The 24225-nt window shown below is 68.6% G+C and carries 27 protein-coding genes and 1 tRNA gene; 10 read left to right on the top strand and 18 right to left on the bottom strand.

What is annotated here, in order from left to right; translation table 11 throughout:
* Positions 1–32 precede the first annotated feature (32 nt).
* A complete protein-coding gene (gene groL / locus KQ304_RS00635; RefSeq protein ID WP_259735197.1) occupies positions 33–1697 on the bottom strand; it encodes a chaperonin GroEL in 1665 nt (554 codons plus the stop codon).
* Between the two features lie 201 nt (positions 1698–1898).
* Here groL and KQ304_RS00630 point away from each other — a divergent pair, with 201 nt between their 5' ends.
* Complete coding sequence (locus tag KQ304_RS00630) at positions 1899–2147, top strand: hypothetical protein (RefSeq protein WP_259735200.1); 249 nt, start codon at positions 1899–1901, stop codon at positions 2145–2147.
* A 15-nt stretch (positions 2148–2162) separates the two neighbouring features.
* On the opposite strand, the gene fabG is transcribed toward KQ304_RS00630, so the two are convergent.
* Genes fabG through KQ304_RS00615 form a run of 3 tightly spaced genes read right to left on the bottom strand, consistent with a single transcriptional unit; the run spans position 2163 to position 4948 of the window.
* Positions 2163–2921 carry a 3-oxoacyl-[acyl-carrier-protein] reductase gene (gene fabG / locus KQ304_RS00625; RefSeq protein ID WP_259735196.1) on the bottom strand — a complete coding sequence of 253 codons (759 nt, stop codon included), beginning with the start codon at positions 2919–2921 and terminating at the stop codon, positions 2163–2165.
* 48 nt (positions 2922–2969) lie between these two features.
* Positions 2970–4100 (bottom strand): TrkA family potassium uptake protein, encoded by a 1131-nt coding sequence (locus tag KQ304_RS00620; RefSeq protein WP_259735195.1) that lies wholly within the window; start codon positions 4098–4100, stop codon positions 2970–2972.
* 29 nt (positions 4101–4129) lie between these two features.
* Entirely contained in the window at positions 4130–4948 is an 819-nt protein-coding gene (locus tag KQ304_RS00615; protein ID WP_259735194.1) for a glycosyltransferase family 9 protein, read from the bottom strand.
* A gap of 109 nt (positions 4949–5057) precedes the next feature.
* Here KQ304_RS00615 and ispD point away from each other — a divergent pair, with 109 nt between their 5' ends.
* On the top strand, positions 5058–5747 hold the full coding sequence (gene ispD, locus KQ304_RS00610) for a 2-C-methyl-D-erythritol 4-phosphate cytidylyltransferase (protein ID WP_259735193.1): 690 nt from the start codon (positions 5058–5060) through the stop codon (positions 5745–5747).
* On the opposite strand, the gene KQ304_RS00605 is transcribed toward ispD, so the two are convergent.
* Together KQ304_RS00605 and KQ304_RS00600 are read right to left on the bottom strand one after the other, a co-directional pair.
* Positions 5744–6673 (bottom strand): LD-carboxypeptidase, encoded by a 930-nt coding sequence (locus tag KQ304_RS00605; protein ID WP_259735192.1) that lies wholly within the window; start codon positions 6671–6673, stop codon positions 5744–5746. The two genes, ispD and KQ304_RS00605, sit on opposite strands and share 4 nt — an antisense overlap.
* Positions 6670–7551 carry a 4-hydroxybenzoate polyprenyltransferase gene (locus tag KQ304_RS00600; RefSeq protein ID WP_259735191.1) on the bottom strand — a complete coding sequence of 294 codons (882 nt, stop codon included), beginning with the start codon at positions 7549–7551 and terminating at the stop codon, positions 6670–6672. The genes KQ304_RS00605 and KQ304_RS00600 overlap by 4 nt, the downstream gene beginning before the upstream one ends.
* Before the next feature lie 102 nt (positions 7552–7653).
* On the opposite strand from KQ304_RS00600, the gene KQ304_RS00595 reads away from it, so the two are divergent.
* Positions 7654–9282 carry a Ppx/GppA phosphatase family protein gene (locus KQ304_RS00595; RefSeq protein ID WP_259735190.1) on the top strand — a complete coding sequence of 543 codons (1629 nt, stop codon included), beginning with the start codon at positions 7654–7656 and terminating at the stop codon, positions 9280–9282.
* 68 nt (positions 9283–9350) lie between these two features.
* Positions 9351–9770, top strand: coding sequence for a tellurite resistance TerB family protein (locus KQ304_RS00590; RefSeq protein WP_259735189.1), 420 nt, complete (start codon positions 9351–9353; stop codon positions 9768–9770).
* A gap of 55 nt (positions 9771–9825) precedes the next feature.
* Here KQ304_RS00590 and KQ304_RS00585 read toward each other — a convergent pair.
* From KQ304_RS00585 to petC, 5 genes are all read right to left on the bottom strand, one after another.
* Positions 9826–9897, bottom strand: a tRNA-Val gene (locus tag KQ304_RS00585).
* A 28-nt stretch (positions 9898–9925) separates the two neighbouring features.
* Entirely contained in the window at positions 9926–10780 is an 855-nt protein-coding gene (gene cobM, locus KQ304_RS00580) for a precorrin-4 C(11)-methyltransferase (RefSeq protein ID WP_259735188.1), read from the bottom strand.
* Positions 10777–11670: a prolipoprotein diacylglyceryl transferase gene (gene lgt / locus KQ304_RS00575; protein ID WP_259735187.1), complete on the bottom strand. Its 894-nt coding sequence runs from the start codon at positions 11668–11670 to the stop codon at positions 10777–10779. The genes cobM and lgt overlap by 4 nt, the downstream gene beginning before the upstream one ends.
* A gap of 38 nt (positions 11671–11708) precedes the next feature.
* The gene (gene petA / locus KQ304_RS00570) at positions 11709–12641 is read right to left on the bottom strand and encodes a cytochrome f (RefSeq protein ID WP_259735186.1); all 933 of its coding nucleotides are present in this window, start codon (positions 12639–12641) and stop codon (positions 11709–11711) included.
* Between the two features lie 46 nt (positions 12642–12687).
* Complete coding sequence (gene petC, locus KQ304_RS00565) at positions 12688–13224, bottom strand: cytochrome b6-f complex iron-sulfur subunit (protein WP_259735185.1); 537 nt, start codon at positions 13222–13224, stop codon at positions 12688–12690.
* Positions 13225–13324: 100 nt separating this feature from the next.
* Here petC and KQ304_RS00560 point away from each other — a divergent pair, with 100 nt between their 5' ends.
* Positions 13325–13735 carry a DUF3067 family protein gene (locus KQ304_RS00560; protein ID WP_259735184.1) on the top strand — a complete coding sequence of 137 codons (411 nt, stop codon included), beginning with the start codon at positions 13325–13327 and terminating at the stop codon, positions 13733–13735.
* 22 nt (positions 13736–13757) lie between these two features.
* Here the strand turns inward: KQ304_RS00560 and tatC are convergent, their stop codons facing one another.
* Both tatC and KQ304_RS00550 read right to left on the bottom strand, forming a co-directional pair.
* Positions 13758–14573, bottom strand: a complete 816-nt coding sequence (gene tatC / locus KQ304_RS00555) for a twin-arginine translocase subunit TatC (protein WP_259735183.1) — start codon at positions 14571–14573, stop codon at positions 13758–13760.
* Complete coding sequence (locus KQ304_RS00550; protein ID WP_259735182.1) at positions 14570–16363, bottom strand: NFACT family protein; 1794 nt, start codon at positions 16361–16363, stop codon at positions 14570–14572. The genes tatC and KQ304_RS00550 overlap by 4 nt, the downstream gene beginning before the upstream one ends.
* A gap of 67 nt (positions 16364–16430) precedes the next feature.
* On the opposite strand from KQ304_RS00550, the gene gmk reads away from it, so the two are divergent.
* Entirely contained in the window at positions 16431–17003 is a 573-nt protein-coding gene (gmk, locus tag KQ304_RS00545; RefSeq protein WP_259735181.1) for a guanylate kinase, read from the top strand.
* 183 nt (positions 17004–17186) lie between these two features.
* Here the strand turns inward: gmk and KQ304_RS00540 are convergent, their stop codons facing one another.
* A complete protein-coding gene (locus KQ304_RS00540) occupies positions 17187–17303 on the bottom strand; it encodes a Photosystem I reaction center subunit IX (RefSeq protein ID WP_259735180.1) in 117 nt (38 codons plus the stop codon).
* A gap of 11 nt (positions 17304–17314) precedes the next feature.
* Positions 17315–17812, bottom strand: a complete 498-nt coding sequence (locus KQ304_RS00535; RefSeq protein WP_259735179.1) for a Photosystem I reaction center subunit III — start codon at positions 17810–17812, stop codon at positions 17315–17317.
* Positions 17813–17920: 108 nt separating this feature from the next.
* On the opposite strand from KQ304_RS00535, the gene tsaD reads away from it, so the two are divergent.
* From tsaD to wecB, 3 genes are all read left to right on the top strand, one after another.
* Positions 17921–18976, top strand: a complete 1056-nt coding sequence (tsaD, locus tag KQ304_RS00530) for a tRNA (adenosine(37)-N6)-threonylcarbamoyltransferase complex transferase subunit TsaD (protein ID WP_259735178.1) — start codon at positions 17921–17923, stop codon at positions 18974–18976.
* 42 nt (positions 18977–19018) lie between these two features.
* Positions 19019–19201 (top strand): high light inducible protein, encoded by a 183-nt coding sequence (locus tag KQ304_RS00525; RefSeq protein WP_259735177.1) that lies wholly within the window; start codon positions 19019–19021, stop codon positions 19199–19201.
* Positions 19202–19334: 133 nt separating this feature from the next.
* A complete protein-coding gene (gene wecB, locus KQ304_RS00520) occupies positions 19335–20441 on the top strand; it encodes a non-hydrolyzing UDP-N-acetylglucosamine 2-epimerase (protein WP_259735176.1) in 1107 nt (368 codons plus the stop codon).
* A gap of 40 nt (positions 20442–20481) precedes the next feature.
* On the opposite strand, the gene KQ304_RS00515 is transcribed toward wecB, so the two are convergent.
* Positions 20482–21600 (bottom strand): efflux RND transporter periplasmic adaptor subunit, encoded by a 1119-nt coding sequence (locus KQ304_RS00515; RefSeq protein WP_399228026.1) that lies wholly within the window; start codon positions 21598–21600, stop codon positions 20482–20484.
* Between the two features lie 180 nt (positions 21601–21780).
* On the opposite strand from KQ304_RS00515, the gene ychF reads away from it, so the two are divergent.
* Positions 21781–22872, top strand: coding sequence for a redox-regulated ATPase YchF (gene ychF, locus KQ304_RS00510; RefSeq protein WP_259735175.1), 1092 nt, complete (start codon positions 21781–21783; stop codon positions 22870–22872).
* Positions 22873–23175: 303 nt separating this feature from the next.
* Here the strand turns inward: ychF and KQ304_RS00505 are convergent, their stop codons facing one another.
* Complete coding sequence (locus KQ304_RS00505) at positions 23176–23568, bottom strand: transposase (protein ID WP_259735174.1); 393 nt, start codon at positions 23566–23568, stop codon at positions 23176–23178.
* Positions 23569–23789: 221 nt separating this feature from the next.
* Positions 23790–23915, bottom strand: coding sequence for a transposase (locus KQ304_RS00500; protein WP_259735198.1), 126 nt, complete (start codon positions 23913–23915; stop codon positions 23790–23792).
* Positions 23916–24225 lie beyond the last annotated feature (310 nt).

Here is a 24225-nt window from a genome sequence, read left to right as displayed (position 1 = left end):
CGGGCCGCTGAAGCAGCGGCCCGCGCGCTGGATCACATCATGCCGGGCATGCCCATGCCGCCCATTCCTCCCATGCCACCCATACCGCCCATGGGGTCCATGCCGCCGCCGCCAGCGGGGGCAGGCGGTTCCGGCTTGTCGGTGATCACCACTTCGGTGGTGATCAGCATCGCGGCGATCGAGACGGCGTCCTGCAGGGCCAGGCGCACCACCTTGGCGGCATCGAGAATGCCGACGGCCACCATGTCGTCGTAGGAGCCGGTGATGGCGTTGTAGCCCTTGCCGAGGCGCTGGGCTTCTGCCACCACCACCGAGCCGTTGGCGCCGGCATTGTTGGCGATCTGGCGGGCCGGTGCCGCCAGGGCCCGCTGCACGATCTCGGCGCCGGTGCGCTCATCCCCGCTCTGCTCGGCGATGAACGGGTCAAGGTCGGTGGCCAGCTGCAGCAGGGTGAACCCGCCGCCGGCCACGATGCCTTCCTCCACCGCGGCGCGGGTGGCATTGAGGGCGTCTTCGATGCGCAGCTTGCGGTTGCGCAGCTCCGTTTCGGTGGGGGCGCCCACCTTGATCACGGCCACACCACCAGCCAGTTTGGCCAGGCGCTCATTCAGCTTTTCGCGGTCGTACTCGGATTCGGTGGCCTCCAGTTCGCGGCGGATCGAGGCCACCCGATCGGCCACGGCAGCGCTGTGGTCTTCAGTGCCGACGATCGTGGTGCTGTCTTTGCTGATCGTGATCCTGCGCATGCGGCCGAGGTCACTCAGGGCCACCTTGTCGAGCGTCATGGCCCGGTCTTCGCTGATCAAGGTGGCGCCGGTGAGGATGGCGATGTCCTGGAGCATGGCCTTGCGGCGGTCGCCGAATCCCGGCGCACGCACGGCTGCCACCTGCAGCACTCCTCTGTTCTTGTTCACCACCAGGGTGGCGAGTGCTTCACCGGCCACTTCCTCGGCCAGGATCACCAGGGGGGCACCGGCCTGGGAGACGGCCTCCAGCACCGGCACCAGATCGTTGATGCTGCTGATCTTGCGATCGGTCACCAGCAGCAGGGCGCTGTCGTACTCGCACACCTGGCGGTCGCCATCGGTGACGAAGTAAGGAGAGGAGTATCCGCGATCGAAGGCCATGCCCTCGGTCACCTCCAGCTCCGTGGAGAGGGAGCGGGATTCCTCCACGGTGATCACCCCGTCGGTGCTCACCTTGTCCATGGCCTCGGCCACCATCCGGCCCACTTCTTCATCACCGCCGGAGCTCACGGTGGCCACCTGACGGATGGCGTCGCCGGCCACGGGCTGGGAGAGGGCGGCGATGCCCTCCACCACCCGGGCGGCCGCCCGCTCCATGCCGCGGCGCAGCCCCACCGGGTTGGCGCCGGCCGCCACGTTGCGCAGCCCCTCGTGCACCAGGGCCTGGGCCAGCACCGTGGCGGTGGTGGTGCCATCACCGGCCTGGTCCTTGGTCTTGGAGGCCACCTGCTGGATCAGCCGGGCGCCCACGTTCTCGAAGGGATCCTCCAGGCTGATCTCCTTGGCGATCGTCACCCCGTCATTGACGATGTCGGGCGCACCAAACGACTTTTCCAGGACCACATTGCGGCCCTTGGGCCCGATCGTGACCCGCACGGCATCCGCCAGGGCATTCACCCCCCGCTCGAGCGAGCCCCTGGAGGCGTCGGAAAAACTGATCAGCTTGGCCATCGGTCGTGCAGGAGGTGGAAAAAGGTCTGACGCCGGGGTGGAACGACCTCCCAGGCGGAACCGGGCACGGCCGCCGCACCCAGTCAGATTCAGCGTCCCACAGCGGACGTGGTCCAGTCAGGGTCAAGCTGGTGGGGAAAGCCGAATCGCTGGCCCCACCCGGGCGCTGCGGCCGGCACCCTCTGCCGATAGGGTCCTGAGATGGAGGACAACCTGCGCGCCAGCCTCTCGGCGTCGGTGGCCGATGCGCTCACCGATCCGGCGATTGATTCGGTTTCCGGGGCCAGCCTGATGGTGTTCCTGGTCATCGCCGGCCTGGGCCTGGCGATGGCCCTGATCTATGTGCCCCTGCGGCTCTTTCTGACGATCACGGCCCGCAGCCGTCGCCTGCGGCTGCTGCAGCGCATCCGCCGCCTGCGCGAGGAACTGGGGCAGCCGATCCAGTCGTGATCGGGTGATCACGCTTCAGCGCATCACCAGGCCCCCATCCACCTGCAGCACCTGGCCGGTCATGTAGGCGGCGGCGGGATCGGCGGCCAGAAAACGCACCACCCCGGCCACATCCTCAGGTTGACCGAGCCGGCCCAGGGGGATGGCCGCCTGAATCCGCTCCACGTCCAGGTTCTTGGTCATGTCGGAGGCGATGAAGCCCGGGGCGACGGCGTTGACGGTGACCCCACGGCTGGCCAGCTCGGCGGCGGTGCTGCGGGTGAGGCCGATCACCCCGGCCTTGGCGGCGCTGTAGTTGGCCTGGCCGGGGTTGCCCATCAGCGCCACCACCGAGGTGATGTTGATGATGCGGCCCCTGCGGGCCTTGAGCATCGTGCGGCAGACGGCGCGGCTGCAGAGAAAGACACCACTGAGGTTGAGGTCGATCACGCTCTGCCAGTCGGCGGTCTTCATGCGCATCAGCAAGCCGTCGCGGGTGATGCCGGCGTTGTTCACCAGCACATCAAGGCGGCCGCTGCGCTCCAGCACCTGCTGGACCATGGCCTCCACCTCCGCCTCCTGAGAGACATCGGCCCGGTGACTCCAGGCCCTGCCGCCGGCGGCGGTGATGGTGGCCACCACCGCTTTGGCCGCCTCAGCGGATGCCGCATAGTTCACCACCACTTCGGCTCCACTGGCAGCCAGCTCCAGGGCGATGGCCCGGCCGATGCCGCGGCTGGCTCCGGTGACCAGAGCCACCTGGCCCGTGAGTGGGGCAACAGCGGATCCGGTCATCGGCGGGAGAGCAGGGTGAGGGCGATCGTATGCGCCCCCTGGCCCCGCTCAGTTGGTCATCGCTTCGACCCCTTCGACGGCGGGGCCCAGCAGCTGGGCAAAGCGCTGCAGTTCCTCCTTGCTGCCCATCACCACCAGCAGCTGGCCCGCCAGCAGCCTCACATCGCCATTGGGATTGGCGATCAGCTTCGGCGGCGGCGGCAGGTTGGTGATCCCTCGGTACACCGATGGGTTGTTCGCCTTCGGGGCGGGCATGCGCACCGCCAGCACCAGGGCGCCGGTGCGCCGGCGCAGTTCCAGTTCGGCCAGAGTGCGGCCGTTGAGATCCCCCAGCAGCTGGCCGTTGGCGCTGAGTTGGAATTCCTCCACCTCACACTCCGATCCCGCCAGCAGGTCCATGAACTGCACCGCCAGGGGGCGCAGGGCCGTGGCGGCCATGCTGCGGCCGCCGGCCACATAGGGGCTCACCACCTGATCAGCGCCGGCCAGCCGCAGCTTGCGCGCCGCCTCATCACTGTCGGAGCGGGCGATCAGGCGGCAGCGGGGCGCAATGCCCCGGGCACTGAGCACCACATAGAGATTGGCGGCGTTGTTGGGCAGGGCCGCCACCAGGCTGCGGCAGTGGTGAATGCCCGCCTCCAGCAGGGTTTCATCGAGGGTGGCATCGGCCTGCAGCACCGGCAGGCCCTGCTCCTCGGCGGCCTCCTTGCGGCCCTGATCCATTTCCACCACCAGCAACGGCACACCCTCGGCGGTGATCTGATCGGCGATCTCTCGGCCGATGCGGCCATAGCCGCAGAGAATCACGTGGTCATTCATGGTGAGAAGCCAGCGGCGGAAGCGGAGCTCGCGCATCCGCCGGAAGTAGCCGGATTCGGTGAGCCCCAGCAGGCTCTGGATCGCCACCTGGACCACCACCAGCCCCCCGGCGATCGAGAGGGTGGTGACCACACGGCCTGCCCCGGAGAGGGGCTCGGTGGTGCCGTCGCTCCAGCCCAGGGTGGTGAGGATCACCAGCACCATCCAGTAGCAGTCGCCCCAGTCCCAGCCCTCGGTGTAGCGGTAGCCCGCCGCCGATACATTCACCAGGGCCACCAGGGCGATCAGGGGGGACCGCCAGGGTCGGCGGATTCTGGAGGAGGGGGGCCTGGGGCGGCGACGCCTGGAGGGTGGAAGCATCCGAGACGCCGGGGTTGATGGGGGGATGCTCAGCCCAGACCGAGGGCCTGCAGGACGTCAGCAACATCGAGATCCTGCAGGGACGTTGCCGCACCGAGCCCTTGTACACCAGGGCGGTGGGGCAGGCTGTCGCCGCTGCGACCCAGCGCCACCAGAGGGGTGCCGCTGAGCAGGGCCAATTCGGTGGTGATCGGGTCGCTGCTGAGCACCACGTCGGCGGCCGCCACCTGGGCGGCCCGCTCCAGGGGGCTGCCGTCACGGCGGGCCTGCAGCACGCGCAGCTGGGGCAACCGGGCGCGGATCGCCTGCGGCAGCTCCTGCCAGCGCTGGGCCGGCCAGTCGGGTTCTGCTGCCGTGGGCTCGGGGTCAGGGGCGAGCAGCAGCAGCGGGCCATCGCCGGCTGGAGCCGCAGCCACTGCCTCCTCCAGGGTGGGCTTGGGCAGGCTGAGGCGGTAGCTGGCGGCATCGAGGGGCACGCCGATCGGCCGCAGCCAGGCTTCGAGGGTCTGGTTGGGCCATCCCGCCTGGCGGCTGACGGTGGTGGTGGCAGAGAAGCCGCCGGTGGCGATCCGGGTGGGGATGTGGCCCAGCGACAGCATCAGATCGATGGGCCAGCCGCTGCCCAGGTTCAGGCAGACCTGGAAATCGGGTTCGCGCACGCCTCCCAGCAGGTTCGCCCAGTCGGCCAGGCTCACCGCCCCATCGAAGCTGTAGCCCAGCACTTTCTCCACCGCCGGCACGAGCTTCCAGGCCGCCCCCACCCCGGCGGGACAGGCCACCTGCACCTGGGCCTGGAGCCTGGCGGCCACGGCGGCCACGGCCGGAATCGCCTGGAGCTGGGTTGCCATGCCGCCCGGGATCAGTACTAGAACACGCATCGGGGCAGTGGCTGCAAGGCTGGCTGGCGGCCTGATTGTATGAATCCGGTCTGGTTTGTCCGTAGCGCGGGAGTCCCTTGTGCATTTGCTGATCGCCGCCGCCGGCAGTGGCCGCCGGATGGGTGCCGAGCGCAACAAGCTGCTGCTTCCCCTGGCGGGGCGCCCCGTGTTGGCCTGGACCCTGGAGGCGGCCCTCGCCACCCCTGAGATCAGCTGGATCGCTCTGGTGGGCCAGGCCTGTGATCAGGCGGAGGTGGCGGCTGTGGTGGCGGCCGCTGCGCCCGATCGGCCCGTGCTCTGGGTGGAGGGCGGTGAGACCCGCCAGGAGTCGGTGCGCCTGGGCCTGGCGGCCCTGCCGCCGGAGGCGGAAGCGGTGCTGATCCACGACGGTGCCCGCTGCCTGGTGGAGCCGGAATTGATCAGCCGCTGCGCCGCCGCGGCCGCCCGCGGTGAGGCCGTGATCGCCGCGGTGCCGGTGTCGGACACGATCAAGCGGGTGGCCGCCGACGGCACGATCGAGGACACCCCCGATCGCCGGATGCTGTGGGCGGCCCAGACGCCCCAGGGTTTCCCTCTGGCCCAGCTGCGCCGCGGCCATGCCACGGCGGCGAGCGAGGGCTGGAGCGTCACCGACGATGCCTCCCTGTTTGAGCGCCTGGGCTGGCCGGTGCGGGTGATCGAGGCCCCGGCTTCGAACATCAAGCTCACCACCCCCTTTGATCTCACCATCGCCGAGGCGGTGCTGGCGGCCCGCAGCGGCGGCTCCTAGAGCAGCAGGCTCAGTTCGCCGCACTCCCCGTCCAGGCGGCAGGGCACCCCCAGCGGCAGGGCGCCGTTGCCGGGCTCATGGCCCACGGGAAGCCCTGCGAGCATGGGAATGCCGAGGTCGGCGGTGCGTTCGCGCAGCACCTGCTCAAGGCTGAAGCGTTCCCCGGCCGACACCCGCTCCCCGTCGGGCTCGTCACAGCCCTGGAAGCTGCCGAAGCCGATCCCGGCCAGCTGCTGCAGGGCGCCGCAGAGGCGCCAGTGGGTGAGCATGCGCTCGATCCGGTACGGGGCCTCGCCCACGTCTTCAAGGATCAGCACCGCCCCCTGGAGATCGGGCAGGTGCTCGGTGCCCAGCAGATGGGTGGCCACGGTGAGGTTGGCCACCAGCAGCGGCCCTTCGGCCCTCCCGCCACGCCATGGGGTTCCCTGCAATGCCCCCGGCGCTTCGCCGAAGAGCAGCCGGCGCAGCCGCTCCTGGCTCCAGGCCGGCTCGGCCGCCAGGGTGGTGATCATCGGGCCATGGACCGCGCCGCGCAGACCCCGGGCCTGCTGGGCCAGCAGCAGGGAGGTCACATCGGAGAAGCCCAGCAGCCAGCCCTCAGGCAGGGGCAGCGGTTGCTCCAGCAGCCGCGCCGCGCCCCAGCCGCCGCGCACGCAGGCCAGCAGTGCGGCCGGCCCGGCTGTGGCTGTGAGTGCTTCGGGGCTGGTCTCGCCATCCGTGAGCAGATCGGCCAGGCGTTCATGGTCGCGGCCGGCCAGATACCCCCAGCGCCGCTCCGGCACAAAGGGCAGCTCCACCGTCAGGCCCCAGCCCTCCAGCACGGCGATGCCTGCCTCCAGCCGCTGGCGCTCCCCCAGGGCGGAGCTGGCCGCCACCAGCCTCACCCGGTCCCCCGGCCGCAGGGGCGGTGGCAACCAGTCGCTCATGCCCCGCGCCCCAGCACCAGGGCCAGCAGCAGCAGCGAGCCGAGCTGCACCTGGCGGCTGAAGTGCTCTCCAAACCGGGAGCGGGGCGGTTGCCCCCGCAGGCGACCGGCTTCCCGTTGCATGCCCGCCGCCGCCAGAGCCCAGAGGGGCCAGAAGATCCAGCTCACCCCGGCGCCATGGGCCGCTGCGGCCAGCAGCAGCGCGGCGGCGCCATAGCTGAGCGACACCGCGCCGCCGGCGGCCTGCCCCAGGCTGAGGGCACTGCTGCGCACCCCCAGGGCGGCGTCATCCTCCCGGTCGGCCATGGCGTACACGGTGTCGAAGCCGAAGGTCCACAGCAGCGTGGCCAGCCAGGCCAGCGCCAGGGGCCAGCCCCCCGCCAGGCCGCCCGTGGCCGCGGCCCAGGGGATCAGCACCGCGAAGCCCCAGCAGAGCGCCAGCACCAGCTGGGGATAGGCGAACCAGCGCTTGGCCGAGGGGTAGAGCAGCACCGGCGGCAGGGTGGCGAGCGCCAGGGCCAGGCCGAGGCCGCGGCCGGCCGCCGGCAGAGCCAGCACCACCGCCAGAGCGATCAGCAGGCAGGCCAGCAGCAAGGCCACCGCTTCGGCCACCCCCACCCGGCCACTGGCCAGGGGGCGCGTTCGGGTGCGCTCCACCAGTGGATCGATGCGCCGGTCCCAGAGGTCATTGGCCACGCAGCCGGCACCGCTCACGGCCAGGCCACCGGCCACGATCAGGCCCACCAGGGATGTCGCCGGCGGGGCCTGGGGCGTGAGCCAGAGGGCCCAGCCGGCTGGGATCAGCAGGATCAGACGCCCGCTGGGCTTGTGCCAGCGCAGCAGCTCGAACCAACCCCGCAGGGAGGCGCGGATGTTCATCAGCGCAGGTTACGGCGCTCCGGGGCTGGGGGACTTCAGCGGCGCAGCTCAATGGTGGGCTTCGGTGGCAAAGTGGCGCGAGTCGCGCCGGCCGGTCGTCCGATGGTCCCTTCCGACCCCGCCGCCCCCGTGGCCGCTCCCGCCAAAGAGGGCTCCGGCGACGGACTGCGTTACGTGGCGGCCATCGACATCGGCACCAACTCCATCCATCTGCTGATTGCGGCGGTGGACCCTGAGTTGCGCAGTTTTCGCCTGGTGCTGGCGGAGAAGTCGACCACCCGCCTGGGGGAGCGGGACCCCGAGACGGGCGAGCTCACGCCCGAGGCGATCGAGCGCGCCTTCATCGCCTTGCGCCACTACCTTCAGCTGGCCGAGAGCCACGGGGTGGAGCAAGTTCTCACGGCCGCCACCAGTGCGGTGCGGGAGGCGCCCAATGGACGGCTGTTCGTGCAGGCGGTGCAGGAGCAACTGGGGCTGGAGGTGGATCTGGTCAGTGGCCAGGAAGAGGCCCGCCTCATCTATCTCGGCGTGCTCTCGGGAATGGCCTTCGGGGAGACCCCACACCTGATCCTCGACATCGGCGGTGGCTCCACGGAGCTGATCCTGGCCGACGGGGCCGACGCCCGTGAACTCACCAGCACCCGTATCGGAGCGGTGCGGCTGCTGCGCGACTTCATCCGCGAGGATCCGCTGCCGGCGGCTCGACTGACCTTTCTGCGGGCGTTCATCCAGGGGTCGCTGGAGCCGGCGGTGGAGCGGGTGAAGCGCAAACTGCGGCCTGGGGAGGTGCCAGTGATGGTGGGCACCAGCGGCACCGCCACGGCTCTGGCGTCGCTGGTGGCCGCCGAGCAGGAGCGCACCCCCCTGCGCCTGCAGGGATTCCGCATGAGCCGGGAGCAGATCGATCAGCAGGTGAACAGGCTGACGACCCTGACCCCGGAGCAGCGGCGCTCCCTGCCTGCGATCAATGAGCGCCGCGCCGAGATCATCGTGCCGGGGGCCCTGGTGCTGCAGCAGGCGATGGCGATGCTCCAGGCCGGGGAGCTGGTGATCAGTGAGCGGGCCCTGCGCGAGGGCCTGATCGTCGACTGGATGCTGCGCCACGACCTCATTGTCGATCGCTTCACCTACCAGAGCTCGATCCGTCGGCGCACGGTGCTGCAGTTGGCCCAGCATTACGGCGTCGACCAGGCCCGGGCCGAGCGGGTGGCCCAGCATGCCCTCAGCCTCTACGACCGCTGCCGCGGGGTGCTGCACCACGACGATGGCGAAGGGCGACAACTGCTCTGGGCCGCCGCGATGCTCCACGCCTCAGGTCAGCACATCAACATTTCCGCTTATCACAAACACAGCTGGTATCTGATCCGCCACGGCGACCTGCTGGGCTACTCCGAAACCGAGCAGTTGATGGTGGCGGCGATCGCCCGCTATCACCGTCGCAGTCTTCCCAAGAAGCGCCACGAAGCCTGGCTGCTGCTGCCGGGCCGTGAGCAGAGGCAGACCGTCAACGCCATGGCGATTCTGCTGCGGCTGGCCGCCTCCCTGGATCGCCGCCCCACCCCGGCGGTGGCGGGCCTGCGCATCGCCTGCAGCACCACTGAGCTGAGCATCGGGCTGGAGTCGGCCTCATCCCTGGATCTGAGCCTGGAGCGCTGGAGCCTGCAGGCCTGCGCCGAGCCCCTGGCGGAGGCCACCGGGGTGAAGTTGCTGGTGGAATCTGAAGGCCGGTAGCGACGACGACCGCAGGATCGGCCCCGCTGTCGCCATGACAGAGGCAGCACATTCCTGCTGCCAGATCCATGGATTCTCCGACCGCTTTTGTGGCCGTGGCCCTCGCCGCCGTCTCCTGGGACGGGGTGCTCACCCGTGCCGGCTCCCGGGCCCTGCGCCACTCCCTCGATTACCGCGTCCCCTTCAATCAGCTGGGGGACGCGGCGATGATTCAACTGTTCGACCGGCTGTTGGCTGATCTGCGGCGGGATGGGGCACCGATCCTGATGGCCCGGGCGGCTCTGCAACTGGATCCCCACGAGCGCCGCACGGCCTACGCAGTGGCGGCTGAGATCATGCGCTCCGATGGACCACTGGTGGCCCAGGAACAACAGATCCTCACGGATCTTGCTGCTCAGCTGGACCTTGATCCCAGCGATTCCGTCCGGATTCTTGAGGTGATGGAGATCCTGCACGCCGAACTGGTCTGCAGTCCGGTGGCGGCCTGATTCGGGCCCGCCGTCGACTGAGTGGCCGGAGTGAGGCCCGGCCGGAAGAAAAGAATGGGCGATACTGGATTCGAACCAGTGACCCCTTCCGTGTGAAGGAAGTGCGCTACCGCTGTGCTAATCGCCCGCACCCGCTGATCCTAAAACACCGTGGTTCAGCCGCCTGCTCCCCCCGCTGTCCGTGCGGCTGCTCCGGTGGCAGCTTCGGGCTCAGCAGTGGCTGTCGCTGGCCGGAACAGATGATCATGACTGGCGGAATAAAGCCTTGAGCGGGCCTGCTCAGGCGCGGCCAGCGCCGGGCTGATCACATAAAGGGTGGTGCGGATCAACTGTCGCTCGCGGCTCACGGCCGCCATCTGCTCCAGCGGCACCACCTGCAGCCACTGATCCGGCCAGCTCACCCGGTAGCCGATGGCCACCGGTGTGTCTGCGGGATAGTGCTCCAGCAGCTCCTGCTGCACCGCCTCCACGTGGCGGGCGCTCAGATACAGACAGAGGGAGGCCCGCAGGGAGGCCAGATGCGCCAGTGACTCGCGCTCCGGCACTCCCGTACGCCCACCGGCGCGGCTGAGCACGATGGTCTGCACCAGGCCAGGGATGGTGAGCTCGGCCTTGAGGGCCGCCGCGGTGGCCTGATAGGCGCTCAATCCCGGCACCACCTCCACCTCGAGGCCGGCGTCGGCGAGGCGGCAGATCTGCTCCGCCAGGGCTCCGTAGAGGCAGGGATCGCCATCGTGCAGGCGCACCACCCGCAATCCCGCCCGCGCCCGCGCCACCACCAGCTCCAGCACCTCCTCGAGGGTGAGGGTGCTGGTGCGGATCCGCTCGCAGTGCTGCGGTGCCAGGGCCGCGATCTGGGGTGAGACCAGCGAATCGGTCCACACGAGCACGTCGGCGGCTTCAACGGCACGGGTGGCCCGCACAGTCATCAGATCGATGGCGCCGGGTCCGGCTCCGACGATCAACACCGGGTGCTCAGCGCCGGGCACTGCAGTGGAGCTGGCGATCAAGAGGGGTTCCGCGGCAGGGGTTGGGCAGCACCAGGATCGGGAAGGGAGCGGCCCTGGCCATAGAGCCGCCAGAGGCCGAAGCTGCCGAGGGCGATCAGCAGCAGGCTCATCAGCTGGGCCATGCGCAGCCCTCCTTCACAGAACGGCGGTGTCGAGAACAGGCAGAGGGGGTCGGTGCGCAGCCCCTCAATCCAGACCCTGCCGAGGCTGTAGCTCACCAGGTAAACGCAGCTCAGGGCCCCTGCAGGCAGGGGGATCCGACCCTTGATCCCGGCACGGAACAACAGCAGCAACAGGGCCACCACGCCCAGGTTCCAGATCGATTCGTAGAGGAACGTGGGATGGAAATACTGCTGATCGAGGAAGGGGGCCGGCCTGTTGAGGGTGGGGATGTAGAGCTTCCAGGGCAGGTCGGTGGGCAGGCCGAACGCCTCAGAGTTGAAAAAGTTTCCCCAGCGACCGATCGCCTGGCCGAGGGCAACGGAGGGGACCAGCACATCCAGCAGGTTCCAGAAGGCCAGCTTGCGCCAGCGGCAATAGGCGATCACAGCCAGAGTGCCCCCGATCAAAGCTCCATGGATGGCGATGCCCCCTCGCCAGATGGCCAGGGCTTCCAGCCAGTTGAGCTGATACTGGCGCCATTCCAGCAACACGTAGTAGAGGCGGGCGCCCAGCACCGCCGCCAGCACCAGCAGCGGCAGCAGGTCTGCGATCAGCACGGGATCGATGTTGCGTGCCTTCCCCAGCCGGGTGGCCAACAGCAGGCCGATCAGCACCGCCAGGGCGATCAGCAGGCCGTACCAACGCAGGGAAAAGGGGCCCAACTGAAAGATCAGGGGCCCCGGCGAGCTGAACACAGCCAGGGTCGTGGCCGGGGAGAGAAACTCCAACGAATGCACTCAGGCGAACGGCGTGGTGGCCAGAGGGGTCAGATGCCCTCGGCGGCCTGAACTTTCTCCACCTGCTTCTTCTTCAGCACCAGCATGATCTGGGCCAGGGCTACGGCGGCGAAGAAGGCGAGCATTCCGTAGAGACGCACAGGGTTCTGAAGAACGATCTCGACATCCAGCTGACCGAATCCACCCACGTTGGGGTCATCGGAGATGGGGGCGCCGGCGCTGACACTGTCACCCACCGCCACGGTGAGGGAGGGACCGGCCGGAATCGTGTCGCTCACACTCTGACCATCGGCGGTGCTGATCTCCACCACCGAGGCTCCGTTCTCACCGGCGCTGATGGCGGCCACGGTGCCGTCGGCGGTGGCATTGAACACCGTGTTGTTGCTCTTCTCGCCGGTGGGATACACCTGACCGCGGCCGCGGTTGCCGCCCACGTGGATCGAATACTTGCCGAAGTGGATCGAGCTGTCGCTGCCGGGATCAGGCGAGAGGATCGGGAAGACGATCTCTTGGTGCTGATCGCCGGGCAGGGGACCCACCAACAGGATGTTGGGGTCGTTGTCGCTGTACTGGGTGAAGTACACCCCAGCGGTTTCCTCCTTCAGCTCATCGCTCAGGCGCTCCGGCGGAGCCAGCTTGAAGCCATCGGGCAGCATCACCACGGCCCCCACATTCAGCCCGGAGCGGCTGCCATCGGCGCCCACCTGTTGGGTTGCCGTGTCGTAGGGAATCTTCACCACCGCCTTGAAAACGGTGTCGGGCATCACGGCCTGGGGCACCTCGATCTGGGTGGCCTTCTTGGCCAGGTGGCAGTTGGCGCAGACGAGCTTGCCGGTGGCTTCGCGAGGGCTGTCGTAATTCTGCTGGGCCCAGAACGGATAGGCCCAACTGGCCTGGGGAGCCACCAGGAGGGCAGCGGCAACGAGCAGGGAGCTCAGCAGCAGGGAGAGGGAGCGGCGCATGGGGGGTGGGGGAACGGGCGACGAAGGAGGGGGAGAGCGCGGAAGATCAGGCCCACCAGGGCTTGTCGCCGGTGCGGAAGTCGGTGTCGCTCCACTGGCTCAGGAACACGGTGTCGTTCTCGACCGTGACGTTGGCCAGGGCCAGGGAGAGGGGTGCCGGACCGCGCACCACCATGCCGGTGGCGTCGTACTGGCTGCCGTGGCAGGGGCACATGAACTTGTTGGCGCCGCTGTTCCAGGGCACGACGCAGCCGAGGTGGGTGCAGATGGCGTTGATGCCGTAACTGCCGATCGCCTCGGGGCCCTCCACCAGCAGGTAGGTGGGGTCACCCTTGAGCCCCTGCACCAGGCTGCGGTCGCCTTCTTTGTGGGTGGAAAGCCAGCCCGTGGCGGTGACGGTGTTGCCCAGCTCATCCTTGGCCGTGGTGCCGCCACCACCGCCGGCGGCCTTGGGGGGGATGAAGTAGTTGACCACGGGGTACAGAGCACCAAGGGCAACCCCGGTGACCGTGCCGAAGGTGAGCAGATTCATGAACTGCCGACGACCCATTCCGGGCACATCGCTCACTGGGATCTGGGTCATACGAGGCGTTCCTTGGTGCCGAAGCAACGTGCCGCCCATTATGACCGTTGCCCCTCCGGCCACCGGGGCCCAAAGCGGGAGTCTGAGCCCTTGCCGCAACATGCTGTTGTCAGCTCCGTCGCTGCGCTCCACCCCGCCGTCCCCGTTGCTGGCTTCGCTGTTGTCCGATCCCGCCCCTGCCTCCGCCTCTGCGCCCCTTCGCTATGAAGAGGTGATCACGTTGTTGCGCTCCCGCTGGCAGGCCTCCTACGACCTGCAGCTGGTCCAGCGCCGGGGGAGGTTGTACCTGCAGGTGATGTGGGCCTACCTGGAGCAGCAGTCCTTCCCGCTGGATGCCGCCGGCTATGAGGCCCGTCTGCGGGAGCTGGTGGAAGTGCTCAACAACCTCCAGGTGGCGGAGCAGGTGAGGGATTGGCTCAGCACCACCAAGGACCGGCCGCGGTTGGGGAAGGCCATGAGCCTGGCTCTGGAGCCGGCCGCCGATGGGCGCAGCAGCGAATTCCTGCTCTGAGATCAACCCCGGCTCGTCCCGCTCAGGCGGGCTCGGGTCGCACCTGCTCCACCAGCGCCACCAGGGCCACGCCGATCAGGAACAGGGCCGTGATCGCTCCGGTGAGCAGCAGCATCGTGACCGGGTCGGTGGAGGGCGTGAGCACGGCACCGGCCAGGGCCGATCCCAGCACCACCCAGCGCCAGGCGCCGAGCATGGTGCGGGACCCCACCAGCCCGAAGGCCCCAAGCAGCAGCTGCAGCACCGGCAGTTCGAAGGCCAGCCCGGTGGCCACCATCAACAGCAGCACGAAGTCGAGGTAGCGCTCGATCGACCAGATCGGCTCGACCACATCGGCGCCGTAGTTCACCAGAAAGCGCAGGGCCGCCGGCACCAGCGCCCACCAGGCGAAGGCCAGCCCCACCACGAACAGCACGGCTGATGCCGCCACGGCTGGGGCCACCAGGCGCCGCTCGCGTCGGGTCAGCCCTGGCAGCACAAAGGAGAGCAGCTCATAGAGGATGTAGGGCAGCACCAGGGTGAGGCCGGCGTAGCCAGCCACCTTGATGGAGACGAACAGGAACTCCCCGGGCGCCAGCTGGAGGAAGCGCATGCCCACCGCCGGCACCTGCAGCAGGCGCACCAGCGGCCGCACCAGCACCAGACAGACAGCTGCGGAGACCACCAGGGCCAGCAGACTGCGCAGCACCCGCCGCCGCAGCTCCTCCAGGTGCTCCAGCAGGCTCATTTCCACTTCGCCGGGAAACTCATCCGGGCGGCTGACGCGGATGGGTGCCGGCGCGGGCAGGGCGGTGCCGCTGGCTGGATTGCTGGCTGTGGTGGGGGTTGGTTCGCTCATGGCCCAGGCTCCGCTGGGACCTTAGACACGGAGTCCACCGCGGCGAGCCAGTGGGCGGCCCGCTGCGGTGAAGCCCAGACCACCTCACCCCCCCGATGGGTCACGGTGCCGGCCACAGCCCCGGCGATTCGTTGCAGTTGATCCGAGGGCACCTTCAGCACCGCCACCCGACCATTGTGTCGGGCACGGCTGAAGTGGGCGGCCAGATCAGCGGCCAGCTGGAGGTCGGCCTCCGCGGCCTCCGCGGCCGAGGCCTTGAGCATCACGTGGCTGCCGGGGCACTCCTGGGCGTGGAACCAGAGGTCGCCACGGCGGGCCTGACGCAGGCTGATCCACTCGTTCTGGCGATGGTTGCGTCCCACCTGGACCCTCAGGCCGCCGGGGGTGAGCAGCTCCAGGGGCGATGGGGTGCCCGCTGCTGAGCGCGGCGGGGCACGGCGGCGAGACTGACGCCCCTCGGCGCCTCCTCGGGCCAGCAGCTCTTCGCTCTCCTGCTCAAGGGCCTCCAGCTGGCGGAGGGCTTCCTCCAGATCCCCTCCGTGGTGGCCGTTGCCGTCGCCGCTGCTGAGATCTGGGCTGTGCAGGGCCAGGAAGGCCAGGCTGGCGTCGAGACGCTCCAGCTGGCGCTGATGCAGCTCCAGCCGGGGAGTGATCGAGACCACCGAGCGCCGCAGTCGCCGCGCCCGCTTGTAGAGGGCCTGGGCCTCGGCCACCTGCTCACGGCTGGGGGCCGCCAGGCAGAGCAGGCCGTCAGCTGTGCGACTGAGTTCATCGCCGCTCTCCACCTGATCGAGCAGGTCCTGCTGCTGCTGCCGCTGGCGGTCTTCCCGCTCGCGGGCGGCCAGCAGCTTCAGCTCCAGGCTCGTCCGGCGCTGCTGCAGCTCACCCTGGCCCAGTCGCTGGCGGTAGTAGGCCGCCAGGGGGGCGTTCACGGGCCCGCGGCTGGCGGTGCCCCAGCAGCGGTAGTGGCTGGAGCCCGTGCCGGCGCTGTCGGCATCCCAGCCGAAGCGCTCCTGCTCCAGATCGTGCAGCCAGCGCTGCCAGTGCTCCCAGAGATGATCCCAGTGGACCTGGCTGAGCGTGTCCACCGGCCGGGCCAGCAGCTCAGCCGCTGGCTCAGCGGCGCCAGCGGCCAGCTGCAGCGCCAGGGCTGGGCTGATCCCCTGGTAGGTCTGCTGCAGGGCCTGGCGCAGCGTCACCGGCACCAGCTGCAGCCGCCGCCGCCAGCGCTCCTGCGACTCCGCGAGGCTGGGGGGATCCGACTGCAGGGCCGGCGGACGGGTGTAGGAGGAGCCGCTGGTGATCGGCCGCAGCCGTGACTGCTGCTCCCGCACCTGCCGGGCCAGGCTCACCACCCGCCCCTGGGCATCAAGCAGGAACACGTTGCTGTGGCGACCCATCAGCTCCACCACCAGGCGGCGGCCGCTGGGCTCTCCGGGCCTGGGCGCGAAATGCAGATCCACCACCCGCTCGAAGCCCTCCTGCTCGATCGCCACCAGGGCCAGCCCTCCGAGGCCGTGCTGAAGGACCCGGGCCAGGGTGCTGCCGTCCCCCTGCCTGGGCGGCGGCGGGATCGCCAGCAGCCGGGGAGCGGCCGCCAGCCAGCTGATCTCCAGCCAGCGCATGCCGCTCAGGCCACGCAGCCCCAGCTGCAGGGTGTGGGGATTGGGCTGCTGCGCCTTCTCGAAGCGCGCCGGCACCAGCAGCGGACGCAGCTCCGCCAGCACCGCCCGCAGGCTGGTGAGGTCCATGGCCTGGATGGCCAGGCTGGGCTGGGTCTGGGGCGCCATGGGCTGCCGCTTCACGCCGGAGCGTGCGCTGGGATCCCCCTACTCTGCTGGCCAGCCGAAAACCCCCATGGGATCCCCTTCAACGCCAGGACGGCTCACCGTGATCAGCGGCCCCAGCGGTGTGGGCAAGGGCACGTTGGTGGCGGCTCTCCTCCAGCGCCATCCCCGCCTCTGGCTGTCGGTGTCGGCCACCACCCGGGCCCCCAGACCCGCTGAGATCGATGGGACCACCTATCGCTTCCTCGATCGCGAGCGTTTCGAGGCCCAGGTGCAGGCAGGGGGCTTCCTGGAGTGGGCCGAGTTCGCCGGCAACTTCTACGGCACGCCGCGGGGACCGGTGGAGGAGCATCTGGAGCAGGGGCAGGCCGTGCTGCTGGAGATCGAGCTGGAGGGAGCCCGTCAGGTGCGGCAGAGTTTTCCTGCCGGGTTTCAGGTGTTCATCAAGCCCCCCAGTTTTGAGGAGCTGGAGCGGCGCATCCGCGGGCGGGGCACCGAGCGCGAGGAGGCCATCCAGCGGCGGCTGGAGCGCGCCCACCAGGAGCTGGAGGCCGAAGCGGAATTTGACGCGGTGCTGGTGAATGGCGATCTGGACGCGGCCGTGGCTGAGCTGGAAGCGGCCCTTGGCCTGGCCGCCGGCTGACCAACCGCCATAAAAAAAGCGGCCCCGGGGGGCCGCTGATGGAATCTGAATGGAAATCGGAAGGCGAGTGGGAGAACGAACAGGACATGGCGAACAGACATCCGTCATCTCCGGTCGATCAGTCGTTGAGATCCGAGCGCAGCAGGGCGACTGAAGGGTGAATGTTCCCTCAGAGACGTTCCCTCAGAGCGGGCGGAGGATCAGGTCAGGAAAGAAGCGGAAGATCTCGATCGTGATTCCGGCCGTGAGGGTGAACCAGACGGCGGCAACGACGGGAGCGGTGGTGAGGAATTTTTTCATGGTTCCAGGAATCAGCGGGGGGAAACGGTCACTTTGGAATCGGCTTCAATCATCTTTCCGCCAACGAACTCGTTGAAGGCGGCCAGGGGCCAGACGGCGGCTCCCAGGGTGGATTTGAACGCCAGGGGCATGTCGATCTGAATCTCACGCATGGTGGCGTCCTTGCTGCCGCGGATCGCCATCAGATAGGAGCGGCCGGCCCAGCCGATCGTGCCGGCGATGTAGAGGAAGAGAAGCCCAGGGATCAGGAAATCACTGGCGTGGCTGAAGCGGCCATCCACGATCAGATGGGGCAGGCCGTCATCGCCGCACAGCGACTGGCTGTACACGTTGAAGCGTGCCTTGGCCTGGTCGGTCTGGGCAGCCGAGGCACGCTGCTGGAAGCGGGCGCTCTCGGCACAGGGGGTCAGCCCGGCCACCGAGGCCTCGGCTGAAGCCACAGGCGCAAAGCCCACGAGGAGGAAGGCCGAGAGCAGAACCGCGCACAGGCGGGGGAGAAGACGTCGCATGGAGAGCCTGGGTAGAAGCCGGGGGGAGTGCCCTGCGGAGCCCTGCATCGGCGTGGGGCCGCGGGGCAGGATGTCACTCGCGGACAGTAAGGGAGCTCCCTGGGCGCCATGCCAACGGTTCTGGCCCTCGAAACAAGTTGTGACGAGTCAGCGGCTGCGATTGTGCGTGATTGCACGGTGCTGGCCAGCGCTGTCGCGTCTCAGGTGGAGGAGCACGCCCGCTGGGGGGGCGTGGTGCCGGAAATCGCCTCCCGCCGCCATGTGGAGGCCCTGCCCCAGCTGGTGGAGCGGGTGATGGCCGAGTCGGGCCTGAGCTACGGCGATCTCGATGGCATCGCCGCCACGGTGGCGCCAGGCCTGGTGGGGGCCCTTCTGGTGGGATCGGTCACCGGCCGCACCCTCGCTCGCCTGCACGATCTGCCCTTCCTGGGGGTGCACCATCTGGAGGGTCACCTCTGCTCGGTGCAGCTGGGGGAGCCCCTGCCGCCCGGCCCCTACCTGGTGCTGCTGGTCAGCGGCGGTCACACCGAACTGGTGCGGGTGGAGGGGATCGGGGCCTACCGGCGGCTTGGCCGCAGCCATGACGACGCCGCCGGCGAGGCCTTCGACAAGGTGGCGCGGCTGCTGGGACTGGGTTACCCCGGTGGCCCCGCCATCCAGATGGCGGCAGTGGCCGGGGACCCCCGGCGCTTCCCCTTGCCCAAGGGCCGGGTGTCGCGGCCTGAGGGAGGTTTCCACCCCTACGACTTCAGCTTCAGTGGCCTCAAGACGGCCGTGCTGCGGCTGGTGCAGCGCCTGGAGCAGGAGTTGCCCGAGCTGCCGCTGGCCGACATTGCCGCCAGCTTTGAGCGCGTGGTGGCGGAGGTGCTGGTGGAGCGCAGCTGCCGCTGTGCCCTGGATCAGGGCCTGGACACCGTGGTGCTGGTGGGCGGTGTGGCGTCCAATCAGCGCCTGCGACAGACCATGGCAGAGCGCTGCGCCTCCCTCGGCCTGCAGTGGCGGGTTGCTCCCCTGGCTTACTGCACCGACAATGCGGCGATGATCGGCGTGGCGGCGGCGGCTCGGCTGGCCGGCGGCGCCCGCAGCACCTGCGATCTGGGGGTGCTGGCCCGTCTTCCGCTGGAGCAGGCCGGCAGCCTTTACGACACGCGGACCTGTTGTTAATCGCTTTAGAGTGTTTTCAACTCTGTCTTGGGACGAGAACAGATGGCCCCTGCTGAGATCAGTGAGAACCAGCTCGAGCCCGTCGACGTCGACCCGCAGGAACTGAACGCCTGGCGCCGCGGTTTCACGCCCCAGGCGGAGATCTGGAATGGCCGTCTGGCGATGCTCGGCCTGTCCCTGGGCCTGGCCAGTCTGCTGCTGATCCGCCTGGCCACCCGCTCTTAAGGGCCGCCAGGGTGGCCCAGCGCCAGCAGCCTGGCGTCGGCTGGAGACCGGCGGAAGACCGGCAGGAGATTCAGGAGCCCTTGCCTAGGATCCCAGCCACCGCCTCGCTCCCTTGACCGCCACTGCACCGCTCGTGAGCATCGTTCTGGGCACCCGGCCAGAAGCGATCAAGCTGGCACCGGTGATCCTGGCGTTCCAGGCCGATCCAGGTTTTCGCACCCGGGTGGTGCTCACCGGACAGCATCGGGAGATGGTGGCTCAGGTGATGGACCTGTTCGGGCTCAGCCCCGACCGCGACCTGGCTCTGATGGCGCCGAAGCAGACCCTCACCCATGTCACCTGCGCGGCCCTGCAGGGCCTGCGCGAGGAGTTTCTCGAGCATCGCCCCCAGCTGGTGCTGGTGCAGGGCGACACCACCACGGCCTTCGCTTCGGCCCTGGCGGCCTTCTACGAGCAGATCCCGGTGGGCCACGTGGAGGCCGGCCTGCGCACCGACAACCTGCTGGACCCCTTTCCGGAGGAGGCCAACCGGCGCTTGATCTCCCAGCTGGCCCAGCTGCATTTCGCCCCCACCGATGTCTCCGAGGCGAATCTCAAGGGCTCCGGTGTGGTGGGAGAGATCCTGGTGACGGGCAACACGGTGATCGATGCCCTGCTGCTGAGGGCCACCTCGGCCCCCTTGCCCCGGATTTCAGGCCTCGACTGGGAGCGCCAGCGGGTGATCCTGGCCACGGTTCACCGCCGCGAGAACTGGGGCGAGCGGCTCACCAGCATCGCCGAGGGCTTCCGCCAGCTGCTGGATCTCCACCCCGACACGGCCCTGTTGCTGCCCCTGCACCGCAACCCCACGGTGCGCGAGCCCCTGCAGGAGCTGCTGGGCAGCCATCCCCGCGCCCACCTGTGCGAACCACTTGACTACGACCAGCTGGTGGGGGCGATCCGGGGCTGCACCCTGCTGCTCTCCGATTCCGGCGGTCTGCAGGAGGAGGCACCGGCCCTGGGTAAGCCCGTGCTGGTGCTGCGACGCACCACGGAGCGGCCTGAGGCGGTCACGGCTGGAACGGCGCGCCTGATCGGCACGGACAGCGCTTCAATCGTGAGCGAGGCCAGCCGGCTGCTGGACGATCCCCAGGCCTATGCCTCCATGGCCCAGGCCAGGAACCCCTTCGGTGATGGTCAGGCCAGCGGCCGGATCCTCGAGGCCAGCCGCAGATTCCTGAGCGCCGGCGCTTCGGGCTGATCGGGCCTCAGGCCGTGCTTCCGCCGCTCCCCTGCCCCTGTCAGGAGCCCCGCTTCTTCGCCCAGGGGGGCAGGTCGATGAACACCCGGGTGCCCTGCTCGAGTCCGGTGATGATCTGGGTGTTGGGGCCACTGCTGGAGCCCAGGGTCACCGGCTGAAAGCGGGGTTGGTTGTCCTTGCCCACCAGCAGCACTCCCGGCTTCCCTTCCTCGGTGACCACCGCCACTGTGGGCACCAGGGTCTGGGGGGGAAGGCTGCCGGTCTGAAAGTCGATGTCGGCGGTCATGCCGATGCGCAGCAGGTTGTCGGGGTCGCTCAGGGAGAGCTTCACTTCGAACGAGGTGACGTTGTTGTTCTTGACCGCCCGCGGTGCCACCTGGATCACCCGGGCCGCGAAGCGCTTGTCGGGGAAGGCATCCACCCGCACGCTGGCGCTCTGGCCGATGCTGATGCGGCCGATGTCGTTTTCGGGCACCTTGGCGACCACCTCCAGCCCCTGGGCCAGCTCCACCACCGAGGAGCTGGAGGCGCCGGCGCTGGACGAAGCGGAGGTGGTGGGGGTCACGAAGGCGCCGGGGTCGGCAAACCGCTGGGTGATCAGTCCATCGAAGGGCGCCCGGATCGTCAGTTCCCCCCTCTCCACGGTGCGTTGGCTGAAACGCTTGCGGGCGGCATCAAGGGAGGCCAGGGCCGTGAGGGCGCGGGTGCGGAACGAGACGATGTCGTCCTCGCTGATGGCCCCCTCGGCAAACAGCTTGAGACGACGCTCGTAGTCGGAGCGGGCACGGATCTCCTCCGCTTCCGCCAGCCGCACCTGGGCCCCCAGCTCCAGCTCCCGCTGGCGCAGGTCACCGCTGTCCATCAGGGCGATGGGCTGGCCCTTGCTCACCCGGTCGCCTTCGTCCACGAACAGCGACTCGAGCACCCCGCCGCGCTTGGGGCTGACGTTGACGCTGCGGCCGGCCTCCAGCTCACCGCTGGCGCTCACCACCCCCGGCAGGGTGCCCCGCTCGGCCAGCACCGTGAAATCAGCCAGGTTGCTGCGCTTGGCGGCCTGCCGTTGTCGCTGCCAGAGGGTCACACCGCCCACCACCAGCAGCAGGGCTGCGGCCCCGGCGGCCAGCCGGCGCCAGGGGCGGCGCGGAGCTGGACCAACCACCGCTGGAGTCGCTGCGTTCACGCTGGACGGCTGCGGAGCCTGGGGCGGCTTCGGGGCTGGGTGTTGTTCGAGCATCCGCGTGGCGATGGCCGTGCTCCATGGATGACGACCAGTCTTCCTGGTGTTGCCCCCAACTGTGGCCCCAGTGGCCGAAGGGGGGTCCCGTCTAGATTGCAGCCCATGCTCAAAGCCGGAATTGTGGGGCTGCCCAACGTGGGCAAATCCACCCTGTTCAACGCCCTGGTGGCCAACGCCCAGGCCCAGGCGGCCAATTTCCCCTTCTGCACCATCGAGCCCAATGTGGGCGTCGTGGCCGTGCCCGACCCACGGCTGAAGATGCTCTCAGATGTGTCCAGCTCCCGCGAAATCGTGCCCACCCGGGTGGAGTTCGTCGACATCGCCGGTCTGGTGAAGGGGGCCAGCCAGGGTGAAGGCCTGGGCAACAAGTTCCTCGCCAACATCCGCGAGGTCGACGCGATCGTGCACGTGGTGCGCTGCTTCGAGGACGACGACGTCATTCACGTGTCGGGCGATGTGGATCCGGTGCGGGACGCCGAAGTGATCAACCTCGAGCTGGGTCTGGCGGACCTGAGCCAGATCGAGAAGCGCCGCGAACGCCTGAAGAAGCAGGCGCGCACCAGCAAGGAGGCCCAGGCTGAAGATGCCGTTCTGGCCAGGATCCAGGCGGAACTGGAGCAGGGCGGTGCCGCCCGCAACCTGGAGCTGGGGGAGGAGGAGGCCCCGATGCTCAAGCCCCTGGGGCTGCTCACCGCCAAGCCGATCATCTACGCCACCAATGTTTCGGAAGACGATCTGGCCGGTGGCAACGCCTTCAGCCGTGCCGTGGAGGAACTGGCCGGGCGGGAAGGTGCCGGTGCCGTCCGCATCTCAGCCCAGGTGGAGGCGGAGCTGGTCGAGCTGGGTGAGGCCGAGCGCGGCGACTACCTCGAGAGCCTTGGGGTGAGCGAGGGCGGGCTGCAGAGCCTGATCCACGCCACCTACCGCCTGCTGGGTCTGCGCACGTACTTCACCACCGGCGAGAAGGAAACCCGCGCCTGGACGATCACCTCCGGTATGACGGCCCCCCAGGCCGCCGGGGTGATCCACACCGATTTCGAGCGGGGCTTCATCCGCGCCCAGACCGTGGCCTACGCCCAGTTGGTGGAGGCGGGCTCCCTGCCGGAGGCCCGCAACCGTGGTTGGCTGCGCAGCGAGGGCAAGGAGTATGTGGTGCAGGAGGGCGACGTGATGGAGTTCCTCTTCAACGTCTGAGCCTGACGCGTCGGTAGATCTTCCTCAAGGAAACGAAAACCATGGTCCCTGGTATTTATTTCTGGCGTTGATAGAGCTGTTGTATCCCAAGCCAGTTGCCAAGGGTGGACGACCTCCTGCAGCAGCGTTTCACGCCTCAGATCCATTGACCGAGTATACTCAGGGTTGATTTAAAGTGAGTCACAGTCGCTCTGGCTTGGGCCGCGTCCCTTCGCGTGGTGTAAATCTCGAGGCCCGATTGCCCTGATCTGAGGGTGAACAGGGGTGAATGAAAAGCTGTCATTCGCGAGGCAACTATGTACCTCATTGGTTCAAGGTGAATCCATACGACTGACTTGTCAAGTCTTTCGCCTGGATTGCCGATCGGTTGTGGCCTACGCCTGCAATCTTGGCCGTGATGTCCGCTGGGAACTCAGCTAAGGCCGCTGCTTCCTGGAGGGATGGCTGCGCAGGCAGCTCCTCCAGCGAGGGGATGGCGGCCATGCTCTCGGCGGAGAACATGCGCCGGCCCTCGAGCTGCCAGTGCTCGTCCTGCTCCAACAGCACAGCCCCCACCAGGCGAGTGATCGAGGCGTCGTTCGGGAAGATGCCAACCACCCGAGTGCGGCGTTTGATCTCCTCATTGACTTGCACGAGCAGGTTGGTGCTCCAGACCTTCTTCCCGTGCTGCTGCTGGAAGTGGCGAAACGCCAGCACGTCTGTCTTCCCGGGCGTGCAGCATGAGCTCAGCGGCCTTGGGGAAGCGCTCCACCAGTGAGCTGGCCAGATCGTCCCAGCGGGCCTCGATCTCAGAGACCTTCTCCTGGGCAAACACCGAGCGCAGGGCAGCGGTGACCATGCCCTGATGCGCCTACTGCTGCGCAGAAGCCTTGCGGCTTGGGCACCCGTTGGAGCAGGTTTCTGGCGAAATGGGCCTTTCAGCGCTGCCTGCAGCTGCCCTGCAGCATCCGCCGGATCGCCTTGGTGAGGCCCACGTGCGCGTCGCTGATCACGAGCTTGACCCCAGTGAGGCCGCGTTCTACTGCTCCGCAGAAGCCTGTGATTATGAGCGAGCCAATGAACTCGCTCCATAAGCTCTCGGTTTCGCTGTCGCCACCTTGATGCCGAGCAGCTCGCGGCGACCATCGGCATTGACGCCCATGGCCAAGACGACCTCCCTGGGCCTCCAGTCCCTCGGACCGCAGGTGCTCCTCAAAACGTTCAAAAAGCTAAGGAGACTCTGGAAAACCCAGGGCAGCCACGCGAAAATATCCGTGTAATCGCAGTTGCGGACTGGGGTCATGGGCAGCAAGCAGCTCGGTTTTGGTGATTACGAGCAGTCGACGGCCAAAAAGCGCACCAAGCGAGAGCGAT

It is taken from the genome of Synechococcus sp. CS-1329, from assembly GCF_025128055.1.
GTDB lineage: Bacteria > Cyanobacteriota > Cyanobacteriia > PCC-6307 > Cyanobiaceae > Regnicoccus_A.
The sequence above is the reverse complement of the archived record's forward strand: the minus strand, read 5'-3'. Positions and strand labels throughout refer to the sequence as shown.

Bases quoted from the DNA above. Each gene is read 5' to 3' on its own strand.
- KQ304_RS00615 (WP_259735194.1), bottom strand. From the start codon at position 4,948: ATGGCAACCCAGCTCCAGGCGATTCCGGCCGTGGCCGCCGTGGCCGCC.
- KQ304_RS00560 (WP_259735184.1), top strand. From the start codon at position 13,325: ATGCTGTTGTCAGCTCCGTCGCTGCGCTCCACCCCGCCGTCCCCGTTG.
- petC (WP_259735185.1), bottom strand. From the start codon at position 13,224: ATGACCCAGATCCCAGTGAGCGATGTGCCCGGAATGGGTCGTCGGCAG.
- fabG (WP_259735196.1), bottom strand. From the start codon at position 2,921: ATGACCGGATCCGCTGTTGCCCCACTCACGGGCCAGGTGGCTCTGGTC.
- KQ304_RS00540 (WP_259735180.1), bottom strand. From the start codon at position 17,303: ATGAAAAAATTCCTCACCACCGCTCCCGTCGTTGCCGCCGTCTGGTTC.
- petA (WP_259735186.1), bottom strand. From the start codon at position 12,641: ATGCGCCGCTCCCTCTCCCTGCTGCTGAGCTCCCTGCTCGTTGCCGCT.
- KQ304_RS00620 (WP_259735195.1), bottom strand. From the start codon at position 4,100: ATGCTTCCACCCTCCAGGCGTCGCCGCCCCAGGCCCCCCTCCTCCAGA.
- groL (WP_259735197.1), bottom strand. From the start codon at position 1,697: ATGGCCAAGCTGATCAGTTTTTCCGACGCCTCCAGGGGCTCGCTCGAG.
- KQ304_RS00630 (WP_259735200.1), top strand. From the start codon at position 1,899: ATGGAGGACAACCTGCGCGCCAGCCTCTCGGCGTCGGTGGCCGATGCG.
- KQ304_RS00590 (WP_259735189.1), top strand. From the start codon at position 9,351: ATGGATTCTCCGACCGCTTTTGTGGCCGTGGCCCTCGCCGCCGTCTCC.
- KQ304_RS00605 (WP_259735192.1), bottom strand. From the start codon at position 6,673: ATGAGCGACTGGTTGCCACCGCCCCTGCGGCCGGGGGACCGGGTGAGG.
- KQ304_RS00595 (WP_259735190.1), top strand. From the start codon at position 7,654: ATGGTCCCTTCCGACCCCGCCGCCCCCGTGGCCGCTCCCGCCAAAGAG.
- gmk (WP_259735181.1), top strand. From the start codon at position 16,431: ATGGGATCCCCTTCAACGCCAGGACGGCTCACCGTGATCAGCGGCCCC.
- ychF (WP_259735175.1), top strand. From the start codon at position 21,781: ATGCTCAAAGCCGGAATTGTGGGGCTGCCCAACGTGGGCAAATCCACC.
- KQ304_RS00535 (WP_259735179.1), bottom strand. From the start codon at position 17,812: ATGCGACGTCTTCTCCCCCGCCTGTGCGCGGTTCTGCTCTCGGCCTTC.
- tsaD (WP_259735178.1), top strand. From the start codon at position 17,921: ATGCCAACGGTTCTGGCCCTCGAAACAAGTTGTGACGAGTCAGCGGCT.
- KQ304_RS00550 (WP_259735182.1), bottom strand. From the start codon at position 16,363: ATGGCGCCCCAGACCCAGCCCAGCCTGGCCATCCAGGCCATGGACCTC.
- KQ304_RS00600 (WP_259735191.1), bottom strand. From the start codon at position 7,551: ATGAACATCCGCGCCTCCCTGCGGGGTTGGTTCGAGCTGCTGCGCTGG.
- tatC (WP_259735183.1), bottom strand. From the start codon at position 14,573: ATGAGCGAACCAACCCCCACCACAGCCAGCAATCCAGCCAGCGGCACC.
- KQ304_RS00525 (WP_259735177.1), top strand. From the start codon at position 19,019: ATGGCCCCTGCTGAGATCAGTGAGAACCAGCTCGAGCCCGTCGACGTC.